An 18,604-nucleotide genomic window follows, 5' to 3' on the forward strand; every position below is an offset into this window, starting at 1 on the left:
GGCGTCGGGCCCGTTCCTCGCGCCGCGTCCCGGCCACCTGTCGCGCCGGCTCGGCCTGGCGCGCCACGGCCGACAGCGCCGACGACGCGAGCAGACCGGCGTCCGGGAGCCGGACGGGCTCCGGCTGCGTGACCCGGTAGCACTCCTCCACGGCGTCGTCGCAGGACACCCCAGGTGCCGTCAGCAGCTCCGTGAAGGCGTCCCGGAGCGTCACCTCCCCCGGCACGCCGGTGACCAGGTGCACGTCCGCCCCGGGCATCTGCGCCAGGACGGTGCTCAGCAGCGAGCGCAGGTCCGCCGCGGGGTCGTCGGCGCCGGTGAGCGCACCTCCCAGGTCGATCAGCACGGGACGTCCGTCGGGCCGCAGGACCACCGACGACGCGCTCACCGCACCGTGCGCCAGCCCGGCGCCCCGCAGGGCGTCGATCGCACCGGCCAGCGGGATGGTGACCGTCGCGGCCTCCCCGTCAGTCAGCGGCGCACGGGCGGCCCGGATCTGCGCGAGCGACAGACCGGGGACGTGCTCGACCACCAGAGCGACCCGACCAGGCGCGAGGTCCAGCACCTCCACCACCTGCGGCAGGTGCTCGTGCCGGAGCCCGCGCAACCGCGCCGCACGCTCCGAGAGCCGGTCGTCGACGACCGCGGGCACGACGTGCAGCTCGAGGCGTCGGTCCGAGCCGTCGAGCGGCTCGGCCAGCCACCCGGTCCCGACGATCTCGACCGCCCGGAACCCCGCCGCCGCGAGGGCGTCCTCCACGTCGCTCGGTACGAGCAGGCTGTCCATGCGGGCCATCCAAGACCGGTCGGCGCGAGCGCGTCGCCCGTCGTGCACAGCCTCAGGGCAGGCGGACCACCCGGCGCTCGGCGGCGGAGACCACGGCCGCGTCGAGCACCCTGGCCGTGCGCGCCGCGTCGGCGGGATCCACGGGAGCCGGTCCGCCGTCCACCACCCACCGCACGACCGCACGGTAGAGGTCCACATGGCCGCCCGCGGCTCGTGGGACGGGCCGCCGGTCGGCGCCGCGCACCAGCCAACCCTCGTGCACCGGCTCGCCCGGCCGGCGGGTCTCCTCGTACGCGTCGTCGAGCGCGGCGAACGGCGTCGGCTCGCCCTCGAAGCTGGTCACCAGGTACGCGCCGCCGTCGCCGAGCACGCGCGTCCGCGGACCGGGTGCCCCGACCACGCCGCCCGCCTGCAGGTGGCTGACGACGCCGTTGTCGGCATGCACGAGGGCGAGGAAGACGTCGTCGACCGCCGGGGTGGTGCGGGCGTGCAGCTCGGCGTAGACCTGCTCGACCGGGCCGAACAGCTGCACCGCGGAGTCGACCAGGTGGGCGCCGAGGTCGAGCAGGAGCCCGCCGGACTGCGGGTCGTTCTCCTTCCAGCGGTCCTGCGGCACGGGCCGGAACCTCTCCCAGCGCCGCTCGAACCGGTGCACCGTCCCCAGCTCCCCGCGGGCCAGCAGGCCGAGCAGGGTGAGCTGCTCGCTGTCCCAGCGGCGGTTGTGGAACACCGTCAGTCGCCCGTCGGCGCGCGCGGCCAGCAGCTCGGCGTCGGCGGCCGACGTGGCCAGCGGCTTGTCGACGAGCACGTGCAGCCCCGCGCCGAGCGCGGCCTGCACGTGCGCCACGTGCTCACCGGTCGGGCTCGCGACCACCACGAGGTCCAGCTCGTCGGCGTGGGCCAGGAGACCGTCCACGCCGGGCTCGACGGCGGCCCCCGGCCAGTCCGCCTCCACCTGCGCCGCACGGCTGCGCGTGACCACCGCGGTCACCCGCTGTCCGGCCTCCCGCAGCAGCCGGGCGTGGATCCCCCGGCCCGCTCCCCCGTACCCGACCAGCCCGACCCGCAGCGCCTCCATGCGGCTCACTCTAGGTCGGTGCCGACCCCCGCCGGGCGCCTCGACAGCGCGCTGGGCCACCACGTGCCGCGGCCGATGTCGTGCACGAGCGCGGGCACCAGGAGGCTGCGCACGACGAGCGTGTCCAGCAGCACGCCGAACGCCACGATGAACGCGATCTGCGCCAGGAAGAGCAGCGGGATGACGCCCAGGGCGGCGAACGTGGTGGCCAGCACCACACCCGCCGACGTGATCACGCCCCCGGTCACCGCGAGCCCCCGGACCACCCCGGCCTGCGTGCCGACCTTCACCGACTCCTCGCGCACGCGGGTCATCAGGAAGATCGAGTAGTCGACGCCGAGCGCCACCAGGAAGACGAACGCGAAGAGCGGGACCACGGGGTCGGCGCCGGCGAAGCCGAACACGTGGTTGAACACGATCGCCGCCACCCCGAGCGCCGCCGCGAACGAGAGCACGTTGGCCAGCAGGAGCAGCACGGCGGCGACCACGGACCGCAGCAGGAGCATGAGGATCAGACCGATCACCAGCAAGACGACGGGCACGATGACGCGCAGGTCGCGCTCGCTGGCCAGCTGCGTGTCGAGCGTCTCGGCCGCCGCGCCGCCGACCAGCGCGCCGGGTGCGGCCTCGTGCACGGCGGTCCGCAGCTCCTCGACCGCGGCGACCGCCGCCTGCGTGTCGGCCGACGCGGTCGTGGTGACGTCCAGCCGGACGCGTCCGTCGACGACGACCGGCGGAGCACCGGTCGTCGGTGCTCCGGCACCGGCGGGTGCCCCGGTGTACGGCGCCACCGTCTCGACGCCGTCGACGTCCTGCGCTGCCGCGGTGACCGCGTCGACGTCCGACTCGTCGACGATGACGATCGCGGGCTGGACCGCACCGGCCGGGAAGTGGTCCCCGAGCACGGCCTCGCCCGAGACCGCGTCGACGTCGGTGAGGAAGATGTCGACCTGGCTGGTGCCGGACGCCTTGAGGCTGGGCAGGAACGCGGCGCCGACGCACAGAACGAGCGCCGTGAGGATCCAGACGGGCCGTGCGTGCCGGCCGACGAAGCGCGCGAGCCGCGCCCACACACCAGAGCCCGCGGCGGGATCGGCGACCGGGGCACCCTGCGCGACGACCGCATCGGCACGCGGGGCCCGCGGCCAGAACAGCACCCGGGAGCGCTTGCCGAACACCAGCAGCAGGGCGGGCAGCAGCGTGAGGGCGCCGAGCAGGGCCGACGCGATGCCGATCGCGGCGACTGGGCCGAGGCTGCGGTTGGACCCCAGGTCGGACAGCAGCAGGCAGAGCACGCCGGCGATGACCGTGCCGGCGCTGGCCGCGATGGGCTCGACGCAGGCGCGCAGGGCGCGGCGCATGGCGTCGGCGGGGTGCGCGACGTGGTGGAGCTCTTCCCGGTACCGGGCGACCAGCAGCAGCGCGTAGTCCACCGACGCGCCGACGACCAGGATCGAGAGGATGCCCTGGGACTGCCCGTTCAGCACCAGGGTCCCGTTCTTGGCCAGGGTGTAGACCACGAGCCCGGCCAGGCAGAGCGCGAACACGGCGGTGAAGATCACGACGAACGGCAGGAACGGCGAGCGGTAGACGACGGCGAGGATGAGCAGCACGGCACCGAGTGCGACGAGCAGGAGGACGCCGTCGATGCCGCCGAACGCCGTGACGAGGTCAGCGACGAAGCCGGCCGGTCCGGTGACCCAGGCCTGCAGACCGAGCTCGCCGGCGGCGGCGGCCGTCGCGCCGAGCTCCCCGTCGAGGGACTCGCGCAGCGCGACGACGAACGAGCCGGTGACGCGCTCGTCGTCGGCCAGCAGCTGCTCGGCCTTCTGACCGTCCAGGGAGATCGCGACCAGCAGCGCCTCGCCGTCCTCGGACGGGACGACGGCCGGCTCGCCGACCAGGTACTGCGACCACGTGCCGTCGTTGCCCTCCGGCAGCGCGTGGTCGGGGATCCCCTGCGCCCACTCCTGCACGGCGGCGAGCTGGTCAGGGGTGACGTCGCCGCCGTCGGCGGGCTGGAGCACGACCAGCGCAGGTAGTGTCTCCGTGTCGACGAAGCCCCTGCTCTGCTCGGCGGCCCTGGTGGACTCGGCCGACGACGGCAGGAACGCGGAGGCGTCGTTCGTCTGGACCTGCGACAGCTTGCCCTGCGCCATCCCACCGACCGACCCGATGCCGAGCCACACCACGAGGGCGACGCCGACCAGGACGGCACGGACGAGGGTGAACCGGCGATTACTCAGCATGCTGAGTATCATCGGTGGTGTAACCCGGATGAGCAAACGGAGGCCCGGCTGTGGAGCTGGAGAGCAGGTCGGCGGACACCATCGACCCGGCCTCGCCCGACCCCGCGCACTGGCCGGTCGGACGCCTGCTCTCGTCGGCCGCCCGCCGCGTCGAGCGGGACTGGAACGCCCACCTGGCCGCGTGGGACCTCAACCACGCCAGCCTCGCCGTCCTCGCCCACCTCCTGCGCGCGCCCATGTCCCAGCGGGAGCTGGCAGGCGCCAGCGGGGTGACCGAGCAGACCATGAGCCGGGTGCTGGCCCGCATGGAGCGCACGGGGTACGTCACGCGCAGCCCGCACGACGACGACCGGCGCCGGCACATCATCGCGATCACCGACGCGGGCCGGGCGACCTTCGGCGTCGCGTCGGACCGCGCGCTGGCGGAGGAGCTCGTCGTCCGCGGGCTCTCTCGCGAGCAGGCCGAGCAGCTGCGCCTCCTGCTCGTCGTCGTCGCCGGCCCCGGCCCGGACGGCCCGCCGGGTTAGCCTGACGGCATGCGGTTCGACGAGCTCGATCTCGGCACACGCCTGCTGCCCTACGAGCCGACGTGGCAGCTGCAGCGCGAGGTGCTCGCGGCAGTCGCAGACGGCACGCGCGAGGACGTCGTGCTCCTCTGCGAGCACGAGGACGTCTACACGGCCGGCCGGCGCACCGCGTCGTGGGACCGCCCCGTCGACGGCACCCCGGTGGTCGACGTCGACCGCGGCGGCCGGATCACCTGGCACGGCCCCGGGCAGCTGGTCGGCTACCCCATCGTCAAGCTCGCGACGCCCATCGACGTGGTCCGCTACGTGCGCCAGCTCGAGGAGGCGCTCATCCGCACGTGCGCCGACCTGGGCCTCGAGGCGGTCCGCGTCGACGGCCGCAGCGGGGTCTGGTTCGCTGCCGACGAGAGCCGTCGGGAGCGCAAGGTCGCGGCGATCGGCGTGCGGGTGTCGCGTGGCGTGACCATGCACGGCTTCGCGCTCAACTGCGAGCCCGACCTCGCCGCCTTCGACCGGATCGTGCCCTGCGGCATCGACGACGCCGATGTCACGTCGCTCTCGGTCGAGACGGGCCGGCGGGTGACCATCGCCGAGGTGGTGCCCCTGGTGCGCCGCCACCTCGTCGACACCCTGTCCCCGATCCTGCAGGCGCACGCGGCCCTGCCGGTGTGACCAGCGCCTCCCCCGCACCCGTCGCATCCGCGGGTTAGTCTGACCGGCGTGACGATCGCAGCCGATGGCCGACGCATGCTCCGGATCGAGGCCCGCAACGCCGAGACCCCCATCGAACGCAAGCCCGAGTGGATCCGCACCCGCGCGACGATGGGCCCCGAGTACACCGAGCTCAAGGGCCTGGTGAAGCGCGAGGGCCTCAACACGGTCTGCGAGGAAGCGGGCTGCCCCAACATCTTCGAGTGCTGGGAGGACCGCGAGGCCACCTTCCTCATCGGCGGCGACCAGTGCACGCGACGCTGCGACTTCTGCCAGATCGACACGGGCAAGCCCGCCGCCTTCGACGCCGACGAGCCGCGCCGCGTCGCCGCGTCCGTCCAGGCGATGGGCCTGAAGTACTCCACCGTCACCGGCGTGGCCCGCGACGACCTGCCCGACGGGGGCGCCTGGTTGTACGCCGAGACGGTCCGCCAGATCCACGCGGTCAACCCGGGCACCGGTGTCGAGCTGCTGATCCCGGACTTCAATGCGACGCCCGAGCTGCTGGACGAGGTGTTCTCCTCGCAGCCCGAGGTGCTGGCGCACAACCTGGAGACGGTCCCCCGGATCTTCAAGACCATCCGTCCCGGCTTCCGCTACGACCGGTCGCTGTCGGTGATCACCCGGGCGCACGAGGCCGGGCTCGTCACCAAGTCCAACCTGATCCTGGGCATGGGCGAGACGACCGAGGAGGTCGTCGAGGCCCTGGCCGAGCTGCACGAGGCGGGCTGCGACCTCATCACCATCACGCAGTACCTGCGCCCGTCGGTGCGCCACCACCCCGTCAGCCGCTGGGTCCGCCCGGAGGAGTTCGTGGAGCTGTCGGCCGAGGCCGAGCGCCTCGGGTTCCTCGGCGTCATGTCCGGCCCGCTGGTGCGCTCGTCGTACCGCGCGGGACGCCTCTGGGGGCAGGCGATGCGCCGCTACGGCCGGCCCATCCCCGAGGCCCTCGCACACCTCGGCGAGCCGACCACCTCCCGCCAGGAAGCTGCCAGCCTCCTGGCCCGCTGACGCCGTCAGGACGAGCCCGATCGGTCGGTAGACTTCGGGCCCATGGCCCGCAACAACACCCCCGACGCCGCACCGACACCCAAGGTCAAGAAGACCCGGTGGTACCACCAGGTGTGGCAGGCGTACCAGATGACCCGCAAGCACGACCCTGCGGTCACGTGGATCGTGCTGGCGGTGTTCTTCGGCATCATCGCGCTCGGCCTGGTCATCGGGCTGCTGGTGAACCAGTGGGTGTACGTGCTGGTGCTCAGCATCCCGTTCGCCCTGCTCGGGGGCATGTTCGTGCTCGCCCGCCGCGCCGAGACGGCCGCCTACACGCAGATCGAGGGCCAACCGGGCGCCGCGTTCGCCGCCCTGGGGACCATCCGCCGCGGCTGGTCGTTCACGCAGGAGCCCGTCGCGGTGGACCCGCGCACGCAGGACCTGGTCTTCCGCGGCGTGGGTCGGCCCGGCGTCGTCCTCGTCGGCGAGGGCCCCGCGCCCCGCATCGCCAAGCTTCTGGAGGCCGAGCGCAAGCGCACGGCTCGCGTGATCTCCGGCGCCCCGATCACGCTCATCCAGGTCGGCGACGGCGAGGGCCAGGTCACGCTGCGCAAGCTCCCGCGCGCGGTGCAGAAGCTGCGCCCCAAGCTGTCCAAGCAGGAGGTGGCCGAGGTGAACAAGCGCCTGACCGCCCTCGGTGGCGTCCGGCTCCCGGTGCCCAAGGGCGTCGACCCGATGCGCGCCCGCCCGGACCGCAAGGGCATGCGCGGCCGCTGAAGCCCGACTGACTACCGCCGCACGATGGCCGTGCCGGCCACGCGGTCGTGCAGACCGCGGCCGTCGGCGTCCCACACCACGGCCGGCACCACCAGGCACAGCAGCACGGTGCGGACCAGCGCGCTGAGGAACCCGGGCGCCATCGTCGCCCATGCCGCGTCCCGGCTGGCCTGACCCGGGAACACCCGGCGGACCCGCAGGCCGACCAGCCGGTGCCCGAGGGTGTGGCCGATCGAGCCCACGAGGAGCACGTTCTCGAGCGCGAAGATGCCGAGCGTCGCCATCGGGTTGCCGCGGCTCAGCAGGAACGCGTCGGGGTCGCTCGCGAAGAACGTGCCCGAGATCAGCAGGCAGGCCACCCAGTCGATGACGAGCGCGCCGACCCGTCGACCCAGCGAGGCCAGCGAGCCCGAGCCCGACGCGGGCAGCCCGAGCCGGCTGCCCCGCCCCTGCTCCGTGCCCGCGGCCGACGGGTCCGGCTCCTCGAAGCCGCCACCGAGCCACGAGCTGATGTCCCGACGATTCGCCACCCGAGCAGGGTAGGCGAACGGGCCGGCGTCCCCACCCTCAGGGCATAGGGTCAACATTCGTTACACGAGGAGCGGCCCCGTAACGCTGTCGAAACACTTGGTACACGACAGAGAAACTCGGCGCTCGTAACCTCGCCTTGCCCGACCCCACGGGTACCACTTGACCGAGGAGCAGCGGATGTTCAGCAAGCCAGAGGAAGTCCTGGCGTTCATCAAGAGCGAGGACGTGAAGTTCGTCGACGTCCGGTTCTGTGACCTGCCCGGCACGATGCAGCACTTCAACGTCCCGGCCTACTCGCTGGAGCTGGACTTCTTCACCGAGGGCCAGATGTTCGACGGGTCCTCGATCCGCGGCTTCCAGGCGATCCACGAGTCGGACATGAAGCTGATCCCCGACATCGGCACCGCCTACCTCGACCCCTTCCGTGTCGAGAAGACGCTGAACATCAACTTCCACATCGTCGACCCGTACACCAACGAGCCCTACAGCCGCGACCCGCGTCAGGTCGCCGCGAAGGCCGAGGCGTACCTCAAGTCGACCGGGATCGCGGACACGGCGTTCTTCGCCCCCGAGGCCGAGTTCTACATCTTCGACGACGTCCGCTTCCACACGAAGCAGAACGAGTCGTTCTACTCGATCGACTCCTTCGAGGCGGCGTGGAACACGGGCCGCGAGGAGGCGGGCGGCAACCTCGGCCACAAGATCCCCTACAAGGGCGGCTACTTCCCCGTCCCGCCGGTGGACGGCTTCTCGGACATCCGTGACCAGATCAGCCTGCAGCTGGACGCCCTCGGCCTCGGTGTCGAGCGCGCGCACCACGAGGTCGGCACCGCCGGCCAGCAGGAGATCAACTACCGCTTCGACAAGCTGGCCATCTCCGGCGACAAGGTCATGCTCTTCAAGTACGTCGTGAAGAACGTGGCCCACGAGAACGGCAAGACGGCGACCTTCATGCCGAAGCCGCTGTTCGGGGACAACGGCTCGGGCATGCACGTCCATCAGTCCCTGTGGAAGGACGGCGAGCCGCTGTTCTTCGACGAGAAGGGCTACGGCGGCCTGTCCGACATGGCGCGCTGGTACATCGGTGGCCTGCTCAAGCACGCGCCGTCGCTGCTCGCGTTCACCAACCCGACGGTGAACTCCTACCACCGCCTGGTCCCCGGCTTTGAGGCCCCGGTCAACCTGGTCTACTCGGCGCGCAACCGCTCCGCGTGCATCCGCATCCCGGTCACCGGGTCGAACCCGAAGGCCAAGCGCATCGAGTTCCGCGTGCCGGACCCGTCGTCGAACCCCTACCTGGCGTTCGCGGCCATGCTGATGGCCGGCCTGGACGGCATCCAGAACCGGATCGAGCCGCCCGACCCGATCGACAAGGACCTGTACGAGCTGCCCCCCGAGGAGCACTCCCAGATCCAGCAGGTGCCGGGCACCCTCGCCGAGGTGCTCGACCACCTCGAGGCCGACCACGACTTCCTCACGGCGGGCAACGTGTTCACGCCCGACCTGATCTCGACGTGGATCGACTACAAGCGCAACGCCGAGGTGGACCCGATCCGTCTGCGGCCGCACCCGCACGAGTTCGAGCTCTACTACGACGTGTGATCGTCCCGCCTCGCGGCTGCTCCCGTGAGGCGGTGACCTGCAGGAACGGCACCCCTGTCGCCCTCGTGGCGGCGGGGGTGCCGCACGTTGCGGCTCACGCCGGTGCGGGCGCGAGCCCGAGGGCAGCCCGGACTCCCTGCGCGGCCGCCGCCGGGAGGGCGTACGACCGGGCACCGGCCCAGTCACTCGCGACGACCACGCCGTCGCGCACCCAGTAGGTGTTCGTGCGCCTCCCGGCCACCGTCAGCTCGACGCGCTCGCAGCCGTGCAGGAGTCCCTGGACCGGGGAGAGCACGTCCTCGGTGCGGTCACGCACCAGCCGAGCGGGGCGCACAGTGTGCGGGGGCGACGTGGACTCGTCCAGCAGCTCGAGGTCGAGACTGCGTTCGGCTCCCTGCACCAGCTCCAGGACCAGCGCGCTCAGCCCGTAGCTGGGGACCACCGGACAGTCCGCGTCGGCTGTCACGCGACGGCCGACGGTGGTCGTCCCGTGGGACGTGAAGCGGACGCCCGTCCACGACGTGACCGACCCGGCGACCTGGATCACGGCCTCACCGCCCCCGACCTGCCCGTCCGGGGTGCTGAAGTGCACACGACAGGTGACCTGGTCCGGGCCGATCGTCGTCACCACCGCCCCGCGAGGCGCGCCCTCGGCTCCCACGTAGAACAGCTCGATCTGCTCGTGCATCGCGACGCCCCCTCGTCCGGGCGCCGGTTCGGACGCCGGTCTGATCATGGCGGGAGGTCGGTCGACCTCGCCAGACAGATCGAGGGCGTCGCCCCACCGGGTCGTCGATGGGCACCACCCCTCCCACCGGAGCGACCGCCGGTCAGCCCCAGTCGCGCCGGAGACGGGCCTCGACGTGGCGCTCGAGCTCGAGCTCCTCCGCCTCGACGCTCGTGCCGCGGTGGGCCGCGATCGCCTCGAGCAGGTAGATGCACATCGCCTGCGGCAGCTCGATCGTGGAGCCCGAACGGCGCCCGTTCGCCTCGTGCCAGCGGATCTGGGCGGCGTGGCGGGCGTACTCGTCGACCGCGGCGCCCACGGTGCGCAGCACCTGTCCGTCCAGGGTGAGGACCACCTCGCCCTGGACGTTCGTGAAGCCCATCGACGGGCCCGCCGCGGTGGCCACGGGCGCGACGCCGGTGGCCTGCCGCTGCACCCGCTCGGCGTGCGTGAGGATCCGGGTCTGGCGGGCGCGCACGTGGTACGGGACGTCGGGGTAGCACGTCGGGCACGCGCGAGCGGCCGCGGCCTCGCCGATCTCGGCGACGGCGCGCCCCGACCAGTCCGGGACGCGGACGTGCTCACGGCCGGCGGCGCCCGGGCAGGCGAGGGTCGCGTGCGCGAGCGGAGGGTCGTCGGCGATCGTGAGGAAGACGCGCGTCCACCCACCGCGGCGGTCGTGCTCGGCGTCGAGCTGGGCGACGCACGCCTGCAGCTCCTCGAGCTTGCGCCCCTGGTCCCGCGGGCTGCCCTGCAGCAGCTGCATCTGGAACTCGGAGGCGCCCCAGGCCGCGGCGACACCCGTGGTCTGCCCGAACAGCTGCTCGGTGCGGCCGTGCTCCGAGCTGAGCTCGGCGGCCTCGACCTCCAGCCGGGTCGCGGTCTCGTCGATCTCCTGCGGCGTCATGCGGGCGATCTGTCTCGCGCCCGGAAGTCGGGCCATGGGGTCCTCCACGTCATCGTCGTCGGTGCCGATGGTCGGGTCATCGGCACCGGAGCGACCGGACATGATCGGACGTTTGGATGAATCCGATTCAGTCCGTTCCTGCCCGTTCTGCCATCAGGGTGCCGCTCAGGTCCTGCGCGCCGGAGGGTTGCAGCGGGCTTGCGGGGATCTTGACCCGTCGGGAGCGTGCAATATATTGCATATGTCCGTTGTTCCACTGACGTCAGAGAGCAGCACACCTCACGAAAGGGACGACACCATGACCACCACCGCCAAGCAGACCATCGTGCTGGTCCACGGCGCCTACGCAGACTCGTCGAGCTGGAACGGCTCGATCGACGCCCTGCGCGAGGCCGGCCACCACGTCATCGCCGCCGCGAACCCGCTGCGCGGGCTCGAGAGCGACGGCGAGTACCTCCGGAGCGTTCTCGAGAGCATCGAGGGTCCGATCGTCGTCGCCGGCCACTCGTACGGTGCCTCGGTCATGAGCCACGCGGCCGACGGCAACCCGAACGTCACCGCGCTGGTGTACGTCGCGAGCTTCCTGGCCGAGCCGGGCGAGAGCCTGGTCGACCTCGTCGAGAAGTTCCCCGGCGCGCAGCTCGGCAGCGCCGCGCAGCCCGTCCCGTACACCACGCCCGACGGCGGGACGGCGCCGGAGCTCTACATCGACCAGGAGCGGTACCCCGCGCTGTTCGCGGGCGACGTCGACGTCGAGGTGGCGCAGCGGATGGCCGTCACCCAGCGACCGCTGGCGCTGGCGGCGTTCGAGGCCCAGGCCACTCGTGCGGCCTGGAAGTCCATCGAGTCCTGGGTGCTGCTCGCGACGCAGGACCTCGCGATCCCCGCGGAGCTGTCGCGCTTCATGTCGGCGCGGGCGGACGCCCACCTCGTCGAGGTCGACGCGTCCCACGCCGTGACGGTCTCGCAGCCCGGTGCGGTCGCCGACATCATCCTCGAGGCCGCGGGCAAGACCGCGCGCTGACCACCCCGTCCGCAGCCCGGCCGCACCCGTGGCGGCCGGGCTGCGTATCTCCTGTTCCGGGGACACCTCCTCCTCTGCAGGCGGCACATCGACGTGCGTGCCACGAAGCAGGGGGCAGAAGAGATGGCATACGAGATTCGCGGGTCCCTGTGGGGGACGCTGTGTCACGACGTGCGGGAGCCGCTGGCCGGCCTCGAGCTGCGCGCGTACCGGTCGACGGGTGACCGGACGACGGAGCGGGCGGTCGCGGCCGACAAGGAGACGTTCCACGAGGTGACGGACGGCGAGCGTGCCGAGCCGCCCGTCGCCGTCGCCCGGGTCGAGGACTCGGGACGGTACGTCCTGACCATCGACGACGAGCGGTACGACGGCGGTGCGCTGGACCTCGACCTGTTCGTCGAGAAGCCTCCGCGACCCCGGCACGAGCCTGGCGCCGAACCGCGCCAGCTCGCCGTCACCACGCTCCAGCCGCGCTGGCGGCAGACGGAGAACGACATCCTCGCGGTCTGGGAGTACGCGATCCCGAACCGCTACTGGTGCCACCTCCTGGCGCTCTTCGGCATCTGGACGATCAGCGGGCAGATCACCACGTGCGACGACAAGAGCCCGATCCCGGGTGCCGTCGTCTCGGCCTTCGACGCCGACTGGCTCCAGGACGACCCGCTCGGCACGGCGACCACCGACGCGACGGGCCACTACGTCCTCACGTACCTCGCCTCGGACTTCCGGCGCACGCCGTTCTCGCCCTTCATCAACGTCGAGCTGACCGAGGGTCCCGACGTCTACGTGACGGTGGAGCTCGGCGGGCAGCCGATCATCACGGAGACCCAGTGGGACGGCCGCCAGCCGGGTCGGCAGAACGTCGGGCACTGCTTCTGCCTGGACCTGTGCACCGACAAGCTGGTCGGTGACCCGGAGACCGTGCCGCACTGGCAGCAGGTCGAGGTCTTCGACATCCACCCGGGCAACGGCCAGCCGGGCTCCACGTTCGACGCGCTCGGGTACGCGGACCCGTCGGGCGGCGCGTACGTCTTCGGCGGCACGGTGACGCTGCGGGGCAACTGCCCGCTCACCGACCTGGGCACCGGTCACCCGCTGAAGTACCGCTTCCTGGTGGGTGAGTACACCTGGACGAGCGGCGAGGACCCGGCGAACCCGCCGACCGTCGCGCCCGCCACCCTGACGCCGGTGACGTCGCAGTGGGCCCCGACGCACGTGGGCTACGTGTTCTACACGGACGGCAACGGCGCAGCGCAGTCGGCATCGGTGTTCGTCAGCGCGAGCGACGCGGACGCGGACGGGTTCGTGCAGGTGGACGGCACGGCCGTGACGGTGCCGATGTACAACCCGCCCGGCTCGACCGCCGTCGTCACCGTCAGCGGGTCGAACTTCCTGCGCACGTTCGACCTGCAGGAGCTCAACACCGCGGCGATCACCGCGTTGCACCCCACCAAGAAGCCGGGCGGCCTGCCCAAGGCGCAGGCGGGCGAGACCCTGCCGGCGGGCGAGCAGGAGCCGGTCCGCCGGTACCGGGTCGGCTTCGAGGTCCGCGACGCCGTCACGGACACCACCCTGCACACCGACCAGCTCGACTCGATCATCTTCGACAGCTCGGCGGTCATCGCCACCCTCGACCTCGAGGAGCTCCGCCTGAACGGCTGCAACCCGCTGTCGGGCGCGACGACGATCCACCTGCTGCACACGGTCGACCACCCGCACCTGAAGACCTTCTCGGTGACGATCAACAACAACGGCGGCACCGTGCACGTGCCGCCGCAGACGCCGTCCGGGGCGTTCGTCGTCGGGGACTACTCGTTCCGGGGCGGCGCGTCCGGCCCGCACAACAGCACGAGCACCGGCGGGATCCCGATCGACGTCTCCGCCGACCCGGCGTGCGCGTACTCGGTCAACCTCAGCTGGGTGACCCGCCGGTACCTCGACACGGGTCAGACGATCCAGCGGCTCTACTGCCACTGAGCCGACGGCGGAGGGCGTCCGGGCGCACCGGGCGTCCTCCGCCGTGTCCCGGGACCAAGGGCCCACCCGCTCGATTCGTCCCGGATGGACCATGAGATGGCCGGTCACCCCCGGCACCCCGTTCGCGTGCACCTACAGGAGCGCTCATGTCCACCGCCCGCCCCACCGACACCCTCGACGTCCGGCTCCGGACCCTGAGCCACACCATCCGGTGGGCGCCCGCACCGCGCTGGGGCAGCACCGCCGGCGAGCGTGCGCGGTACTCCGGGTACCTCGGCGGCAGCATCATCGGGTGGACCGTGCTCGGGCTCGGCACGGCCGCCCTGATCGGCCGCGCGCTCGGCCTCGGCGGCTGACGCACCGCTTCTCGACCCGGGTCAGCCGACCCGGCCCAGGGCGATCGCGGCGTACATCAGCGCCGCCACCGTCTCGCCGTCGGTGATCGTCCCGTCGGCCACGAGCGTCAGCACCTCGGGCCACGGCACGGTCCGCACCGCAGCGATGCCTTCGGCGACCTGGTCGGTCGGCAGGCCGGACGCCCGCAGGCCGCGTGCGAGGTACACGTGCTCCGGGGCGTGGCAGATCCCGTTGAGGGCGAACATCGACCCGACGAGCTCCCACCGGTCCGCCTCCAGGCCCGTCTCCTCCTGGAGCTCGCGGCGTGCGGCCGCCAGCAGGTCCTCGCCGTCGGAGCCACCCGCCGGGACCTCGAGCGACGATCCTGTGGTGTACCGCGCCACCTCGACCAGCACGACCCCGCCGTCGTCCGTCACAGGGACGACGAACACCGCCGGGTGGCGCACCTCCACGACGCCGTAGGTCCCCGGCGTCCCGTCCGGCCGGTCGACCGCATCCTCACGGACCCGGATCCAGGCGTTCTCGTAGACGGTCGTCGAGCCGTGGGTACGCCAGGTCATGCCTCAGCGTCGCAGACCGAGACAGGGATTGCGCTTACCGAGTGTTCTGTGACACCGTGAGGAAACCGGTTTCTCACTCTTCGTCGGAGACAAGGACGTCTCATGAGAGCTCGTCGCACCCTCGTCGTCACCCTGGCCGCGGGAGCACTCCTGCTCCCGACGAGCGCCGCCCACGCCGCTCCCCCGCCCCCCGCCGTGGACCTGGGCAGGGAGGTGCTCCCGTTCGGTGACGGCTGGGCCTCGTACGAGGGCCCCACGGTCCCGGACGGCAGGCCGACGGTCGCCACCGGGACCACCGGCGGGGCCGATGCCGCGCCGTCCGAGATGTACGTCGTGGACACCTGGCAGGAGCTGCGCGACGCCCTCGCCGGCAGACCCGGCGGCAGCCAGACCGATGCCCGGCGCAACGTCGTCCCCCGCATCGTCTACGTGACCGGCACCATCACCGCGTTCGACCCCACTGCGTGCGACGCCTTCGCCGCCCAGGTGACCGTCTCCGACAGCGGCCGGCCGTTCCGGATGGCCGACTACATCGCCCACTTCGACCCTGCCGGGCCCTGGGGCCGAGTGAGGCCGAGCGGCCCGCTCGAGGACGCCCGCGTCGCCGCCGCCGCCGTGCAGGCGGCGCAGACGCTCCAGCACGTCGGCTCGAACGTCACGCTCGTCGGCGTGGGTGACGACGCCCGGATCGTCGGCGCGAGCCTGCGGATCCGCGACGCCCACAACGTGATCCTGCGGAACCTGACGATCGCCGACGCCTACGACTGCTTCCCGGTCTGGGACCCGACCGACACGTCCGCCGGCAACTGGAACTCCGCGTACGACAACGTCTCGGTCTGGACGTCGACGAGCGTGTGGGTCGACCACAACACGTTCGACGACGGCGCCCACCCCCACAGCGCGCTGCCCACCGTCTACGGCCGGCCGTTCGAGGTGCACGACGGGCTCCTGGACCTCACGCACGGCTCCGACCTGGTGACCGTCTCCTACAACCGGCTGGTCGACCACGACAAGACCGAGCTCATCGGGTCCTCCGACTCCCGCCTGCAGGACCGTGGCCAGCACCGGGTGACCCTGCACCACAACCACTGGATCGACATCGGCCAGCGCGCACCGCGAGTGCGGTTCGGCGACGTGCACCTGTACGACAACCTGTACACCCAGACCACCGAGGGGCTGTTCCAGTACTACTGGGGCGCCGGCATCGAGTCGAGCATCTACGCGGAGAACAACGCGTTCGAGCTGGCTCCCGGGGTGGACCCCGCACGGATCATCACGCGATGGGGCGGGACGCAGCTGTTCGAGACCGGCTCCACCGTGAACCGCCAGGAGACCGACCTGGTGGCCGTGTTCAACGCGACGGCGCCGGTCCCTCTCGCCGACGCCGCCCGATGGAAGCCGGCCGACGTGTACGACTACACGCTCGACCCCGTGCAGGAGGTGCCGGCGATCGTGCGGGCGCAGGCCGGTGCCGGGGTGCTGCGGTCCGGCACGCCGGTGGCCTCGTCGAGCCCTGGCGTCGCGACGCTCTCCGACGACAACGGGTGGGACACCGGGCTGCACGACGGCGACTACACGGTGACGGCCACGCTGTGGTGGGGGCAGAACGCGACGGTCGCCCGGCTCTACGAGAACGGGGTGCTCGTCGACTCCCGGTGGCTCACCGGCTCGTCGCCCCAGCGCCAGACCGCCGCGTTCCCGGTCACGGGCAGGGCGGACGGCAGCTACACCTACGTGGTCGAGCTGCTCAACCCGTACGGCACCAGCACGTCGCGACCGCACACCGTGGTGGTCACCGACGCCGCGCCGGCCCGCGCGGTGCTCAGCGACGACAACCGGGACGGTGACGGGTCGTTCACCGTCACGAGCACCCTGTGGTGGGGCACCAACGCCACCCACTACGCGCTGTACCGCGACGGGCAGCTGGTCGACGAGCAGGACCTGACCGCGGCGACGCCTCGGCGGCAGACCATGCGGACCGTCGTCGCCGGACTCGAGCCGGGCCGGTACGTCTTCGTGGCGGTGCTCAGCAACGCCGCGGGCAGCACGTCGACGGCCGAGCGGGTGGTCACCGTGCGGCGCTGACGAGGCTGTGCACCGCCCATGCGTCAGTTGTGGAGACTCGCGACGGCGCTGCACACAACGTGCACCGGACCTGCTGGTCAAGTCCCGCACGCGCAAGGTCGCCGCTGTCTAGCCTGTGCCTCATGGCCGACTCCGGAGCACCGATCCCCCCGACTCAGCCCGCCGTGCCCGGCCCGCCTCCCACCTGGGTGGCGGGCCGTGCTGTTGCCGTCACCCTCCCCCGGTCGCCGGGACCCCTCGGCCAGGCCCTGGCCGGGTTCTGGGCCGAGCGTCGGCGCCCTGCCGCGCTCAGCACGTTGCTCGCGTGCGGCGCGGTCGGCGTCCTGGGCGGCGCGCTGCTCGTGGGCCATGACCCGGGGCTCGGCCTGGCACTGGTCGGCCTCCTCGCCTGGGCGGGCGCCGCCCCGGCCCTGGTGCGCCGACGGAACCTGGACGACCTCGTCACCGCCGGGCTGTCGGTCGCCCTGCTCGCCGTCGTCGCCCTGCGCGACGCCGGATGGGTGGTGGCGCTGTGCGCGTTGGCGGCCGCCTGGGTCGGCGTCGTCGCGGTGACCTCCGCACGCTCCGCCCCGGCGGCGCTCATCGCCCCGCTGACCTGGGCCGCAGGCACGGCACGCGCGCTGCCCTGGGTGGCCAAGGGGTTCGAGACACTGGCGGGGAGCCGCCGCGGCCAGCTGGTGGTCGCGCTGCGCAGCGCCGCGATCACCGTCGGACTGCTGCTGGTGTTCGGGCTTCTGTTCGCCAGCGCCGACCGCGTGTTCGCCAGCCTCATGCCGCGCGTCCAGGCCGACCTGCTCCCGGGGCAGCTGGTCGTCGGCGCCATGGTGGCGGTCGTCGCAGCCGCCCTCGCGCACCTCGCGCTCGCGCCGCCGAGCTGGTCGGACGCCCGCCTCTCCCCCGGCACGCCGGCGAGGCGCGCCGAGTGGCTGGTGCCGGTCCTGGCGCTCGACGCGATGGTGCTCCTGTTCGTCATGGTGCAGGTCGGCGCGCTGCTCGGGGGGCACCGGCACGTGCTGGAGACGGCCGGGCTCACCTACGCGCAGTACGCACGGGAAGGGTTTGCCCAGCTCGTCGCGGTCACCGCGCTCACGCTCGTCGTCGTCGCCGTCGCCGCTCGCCGCGCCCCCCGCGAGACCGCCCGGGACCGGCTCCTGACCCGCGTCGCCCTCGGCGTCCTGTGCCTCGGCACCCTCGGCGTCGTCGCGTCCGCGCTGCGACGGATGGACCTGTACGTCGACGCGTTCGGGCTCACGCGGCTGCGGGTGTTCGTCACGGTCGTCGAGATCGCCCTGGCCGCCGTGTTCGTGCTGGTCATCGTGGCCGGTGTCCGGTGGCGCGGCGCCTGGCTCCCTCGGGCCATCGTCCAGGTGGTCGCCGTCGCGCTGCTCGGCCTGGCGCTCGTGAACCCCGACGCGCAGATCGTCCGCCACAACACCACCGCCGACCTGGCGACCCCCCTCGACGTCGGCTACCTCGCGGGGCTGTCCGCCGACGCGGTGCCCGCGTACGACCGGATCGAGGGCGACCCCCGGCTGCGGTCCTGCCTCCTCGGGTCGTTCGTGCCCTCGACGGGCTCCGGCTTCGCCGACTGGAACCTGGGCCGCGAGCGCGCGGCCGAGGTGCTCACATCGCAGGACGTCACTGCCGACCCGGCCTGCACCTCCGACCGGTAGGCCGGCGGGCCGGCGGGCCGGGAACACGAGAGCAGGTCG

At 72.5% G+C, this 18,604-nt stretch carries 16 protein-coding genes and 1 pseudogene; 10 read left to right on the forward strand and 7 right to left on the reverse strand.

Features of this window, described 5'->3' with window-relative positions; genetic code table 11:
- The 3 genes and pseudogenes from RYN42_RS03475 to RYN42_RS03485 form a co-directional block, all read right to left on the reverse strand.
- A pseudogene (locus RYN42_RS03475) lies at positions 1-787 on the reverse strand (hypothetical protein); the annotation flags it as partial.
- A 52-nt stretch (positions 788-839) separates the two neighbouring features.
- On the reverse strand, positions 840-1,865 hold the full coding sequence (locus RYN42_RS03480; protein WP_315093756.1) for a Gfo/Idh/MocA family oxidoreductase: 1,026 nt from the start codon (positions 1,863-1,865) through the stop codon (positions 840-842).
- Between the two features lie 5 nt (positions 1,866-1,870).
- Positions 1,871-4,114 (reverse strand): MMPL family transporter, encoded by a 2,244-nt coding sequence (locus RYN42_RS03485; RefSeq protein WP_315093758.1) that lies wholly within the window; start codon positions 4,112-4,114, stop codon positions 1,871-1,873.
- A gap of 50 nt (positions 4,115-4,164) precedes the next feature.
- On the opposite strand from RYN42_RS03485, the gene RYN42_RS03490 reads away from it, so the two are divergent.
- From RYN42_RS03490 to RYN42_RS03505, 4 genes are read left to right on the forward strand one after another with little or no spacing between them, the layout of a single operon-like run.
- Positions 4,165-4,641, forward strand: a complete 477-nt coding sequence (locus tag RYN42_RS03490) for a MarR family transcriptional regulator (RefSeq protein ID WP_315093759.1) — start codon at positions 4,165-4,167, stop codon at positions 4,639-4,641.
- A gap of 9 nt (positions 4,642-4,650) precedes the next feature.
- A complete protein-coding gene (gene lipB / locus RYN42_RS03495; RefSeq protein ID WP_315093761.1) occupies positions 4,651-5,313 on the forward strand; it encodes a lipoyl(octanoyl) transferase LipB in 663 nt (220 codons plus the stop codon).
- Between the two features lie 48 nt (positions 5,314-5,361).
- A complete protein-coding gene (gene lipA, locus RYN42_RS03500) occupies positions 5,362-6,363 on the forward strand; it encodes a lipoyl synthase (RefSeq protein ID WP_315093762.1) in 1,002 nt (333 codons plus the stop codon).
- A 42-nt stretch (positions 6,364-6,405) separates the two neighbouring features.
- The gene (locus RYN42_RS03505; protein WP_315093763.1) at positions 6,406-7,122 is read left to right on the forward strand and encodes a DUF4191 domain-containing protein; all 717 of its coding nucleotides are present in this window, start codon (positions 6,406-6,408) and stop codon (positions 7,120-7,122) included.
- 11 nt (positions 7,123-7,133) lie between these two features.
- Here RYN42_RS03505 and RYN42_RS03510 read toward each other — a convergent pair whose 3' ends face one another.
- Positions 7,134-7,652 (reverse strand): RDD family protein, encoded by a 519-nt coding sequence (locus RYN42_RS03510; RefSeq protein ID WP_315093765.1) that lies wholly within the window; start codon positions 7,650-7,652, stop codon positions 7,134-7,136.
- Between the two features lie 178 nt (positions 7,653-7,830).
- On the opposite strand from RYN42_RS03510, the gene glnA reads away from it, so the two are divergent.
- A complete protein-coding gene (gene glnA / locus RYN42_RS03515) occupies positions 7,831-9,255 on the forward strand; it encodes a type I glutamate--ammonia ligase (RefSeq protein WP_315093766.1) in 1,425 nt (474 codons plus the stop codon).
- 94 nt (positions 9,256-9,349) lie between these two features.
- Here glnA and RYN42_RS03520 read toward each other — a convergent pair whose 3' ends face one another.
- Both RYN42_RS03520 and RYN42_RS03525 read right to left on the reverse strand, forming a co-directional pair.
- Positions 9,350-9,943, reverse strand: a complete 594-nt coding sequence (locus tag RYN42_RS03520) for a hypothetical protein (RefSeq protein WP_315093767.1) — start codon at positions 9,941-9,943, stop codon at positions 9,350-9,352.
- A gap of 142 nt (positions 9,944-10,085) precedes the next feature.
- On the reverse strand, positions 10,086-10,991 hold the full coding sequence (locus tag RYN42_RS03525) for a hypothetical protein (protein WP_315093769.1): 906 nt from the start codon (positions 10,989-10,991) through the stop codon (positions 10,086-10,088).
- A 196-nt stretch (positions 10,992-11,187) separates the two neighbouring features.
- Here RYN42_RS03525 and RYN42_RS03530 point away from each other — a divergent pair, with 196 nt between their 5' ends.
- From RYN42_RS03530 to RYN42_RS03540, 3 genes are all read left to right on the forward strand, one after another.
- Positions 11,188-11,913 (forward strand): alpha/beta hydrolase, encoded by a 726-nt coding sequence (locus RYN42_RS03530; RefSeq protein WP_315093771.1) that lies wholly within the window; start codon positions 11,188-11,190, stop codon positions 11,911-11,913.
- Between the two features lie 123 nt (positions 11,914-12,036).
- On the forward strand, positions 12,037-13,890 hold the full coding sequence (locus tag RYN42_RS03535; protein ID WP_315093772.1) for a carboxypeptidase-like regulatory domain-containing protein: 1,854 nt from the start codon (positions 12,037-12,039) through the stop codon (positions 13,888-13,890).
- A gap of 146 nt (positions 13,891-14,036) precedes the next feature.
- Entirely contained in the window at positions 14,037-14,246 is a 210-nt protein-coding gene (locus RYN42_RS03540) for a chemotaxis protein CheW (RefSeq protein WP_315093773.1), read from the forward strand.
- Positions 14,247-14,267: 21 nt separating this feature from the next.
- Here RYN42_RS03540 and RYN42_RS03545 read toward each other — a convergent pair whose 3' ends face one another.
- A complete protein-coding gene (locus RYN42_RS03545; protein WP_315093774.1) occupies positions 14,268-14,807 on the reverse strand; it encodes an NUDIX hydrolase in 540 nt (179 codons plus the stop codon).
- A 102-nt stretch (positions 14,808-14,909) separates the two neighbouring features.
- Here RYN42_RS03545 and RYN42_RS03550 point away from each other — a divergent pair, with 102 nt between their 5' ends.
- Complete coding sequence (locus RYN42_RS03550; protein WP_315093775.1) at positions 14,910-16,892, forward strand: chitinase N-terminal domain-containing protein; 1,983 nt, start codon at positions 14,910-14,912, stop codon at positions 16,890-16,892.
- Positions 16,893-17,014: 122 nt separating this feature from the next.
- Positions 17,015-18,565 carry a DUF4173 domain-containing protein gene (locus RYN42_RS03555; protein WP_315093776.1) on the forward strand — a complete coding sequence of 517 codons (1,551 nt, stop codon included), beginning with the start codon at positions 17,015-17,017 and terminating at the stop codon, positions 18,563-18,565.
- Positions 18,566-18,604: the final 39 nt, after the last annotated feature.

This window comes from uncultured Cellulomonas sp., from assembly GCF_963527515.1.
In the GTDB taxonomy this organism is placed as follows: Bacteria; Actinomycetota; Actinomycetes; order Actinomycetales; family Cellulomonadaceae; genus Cellulomonas.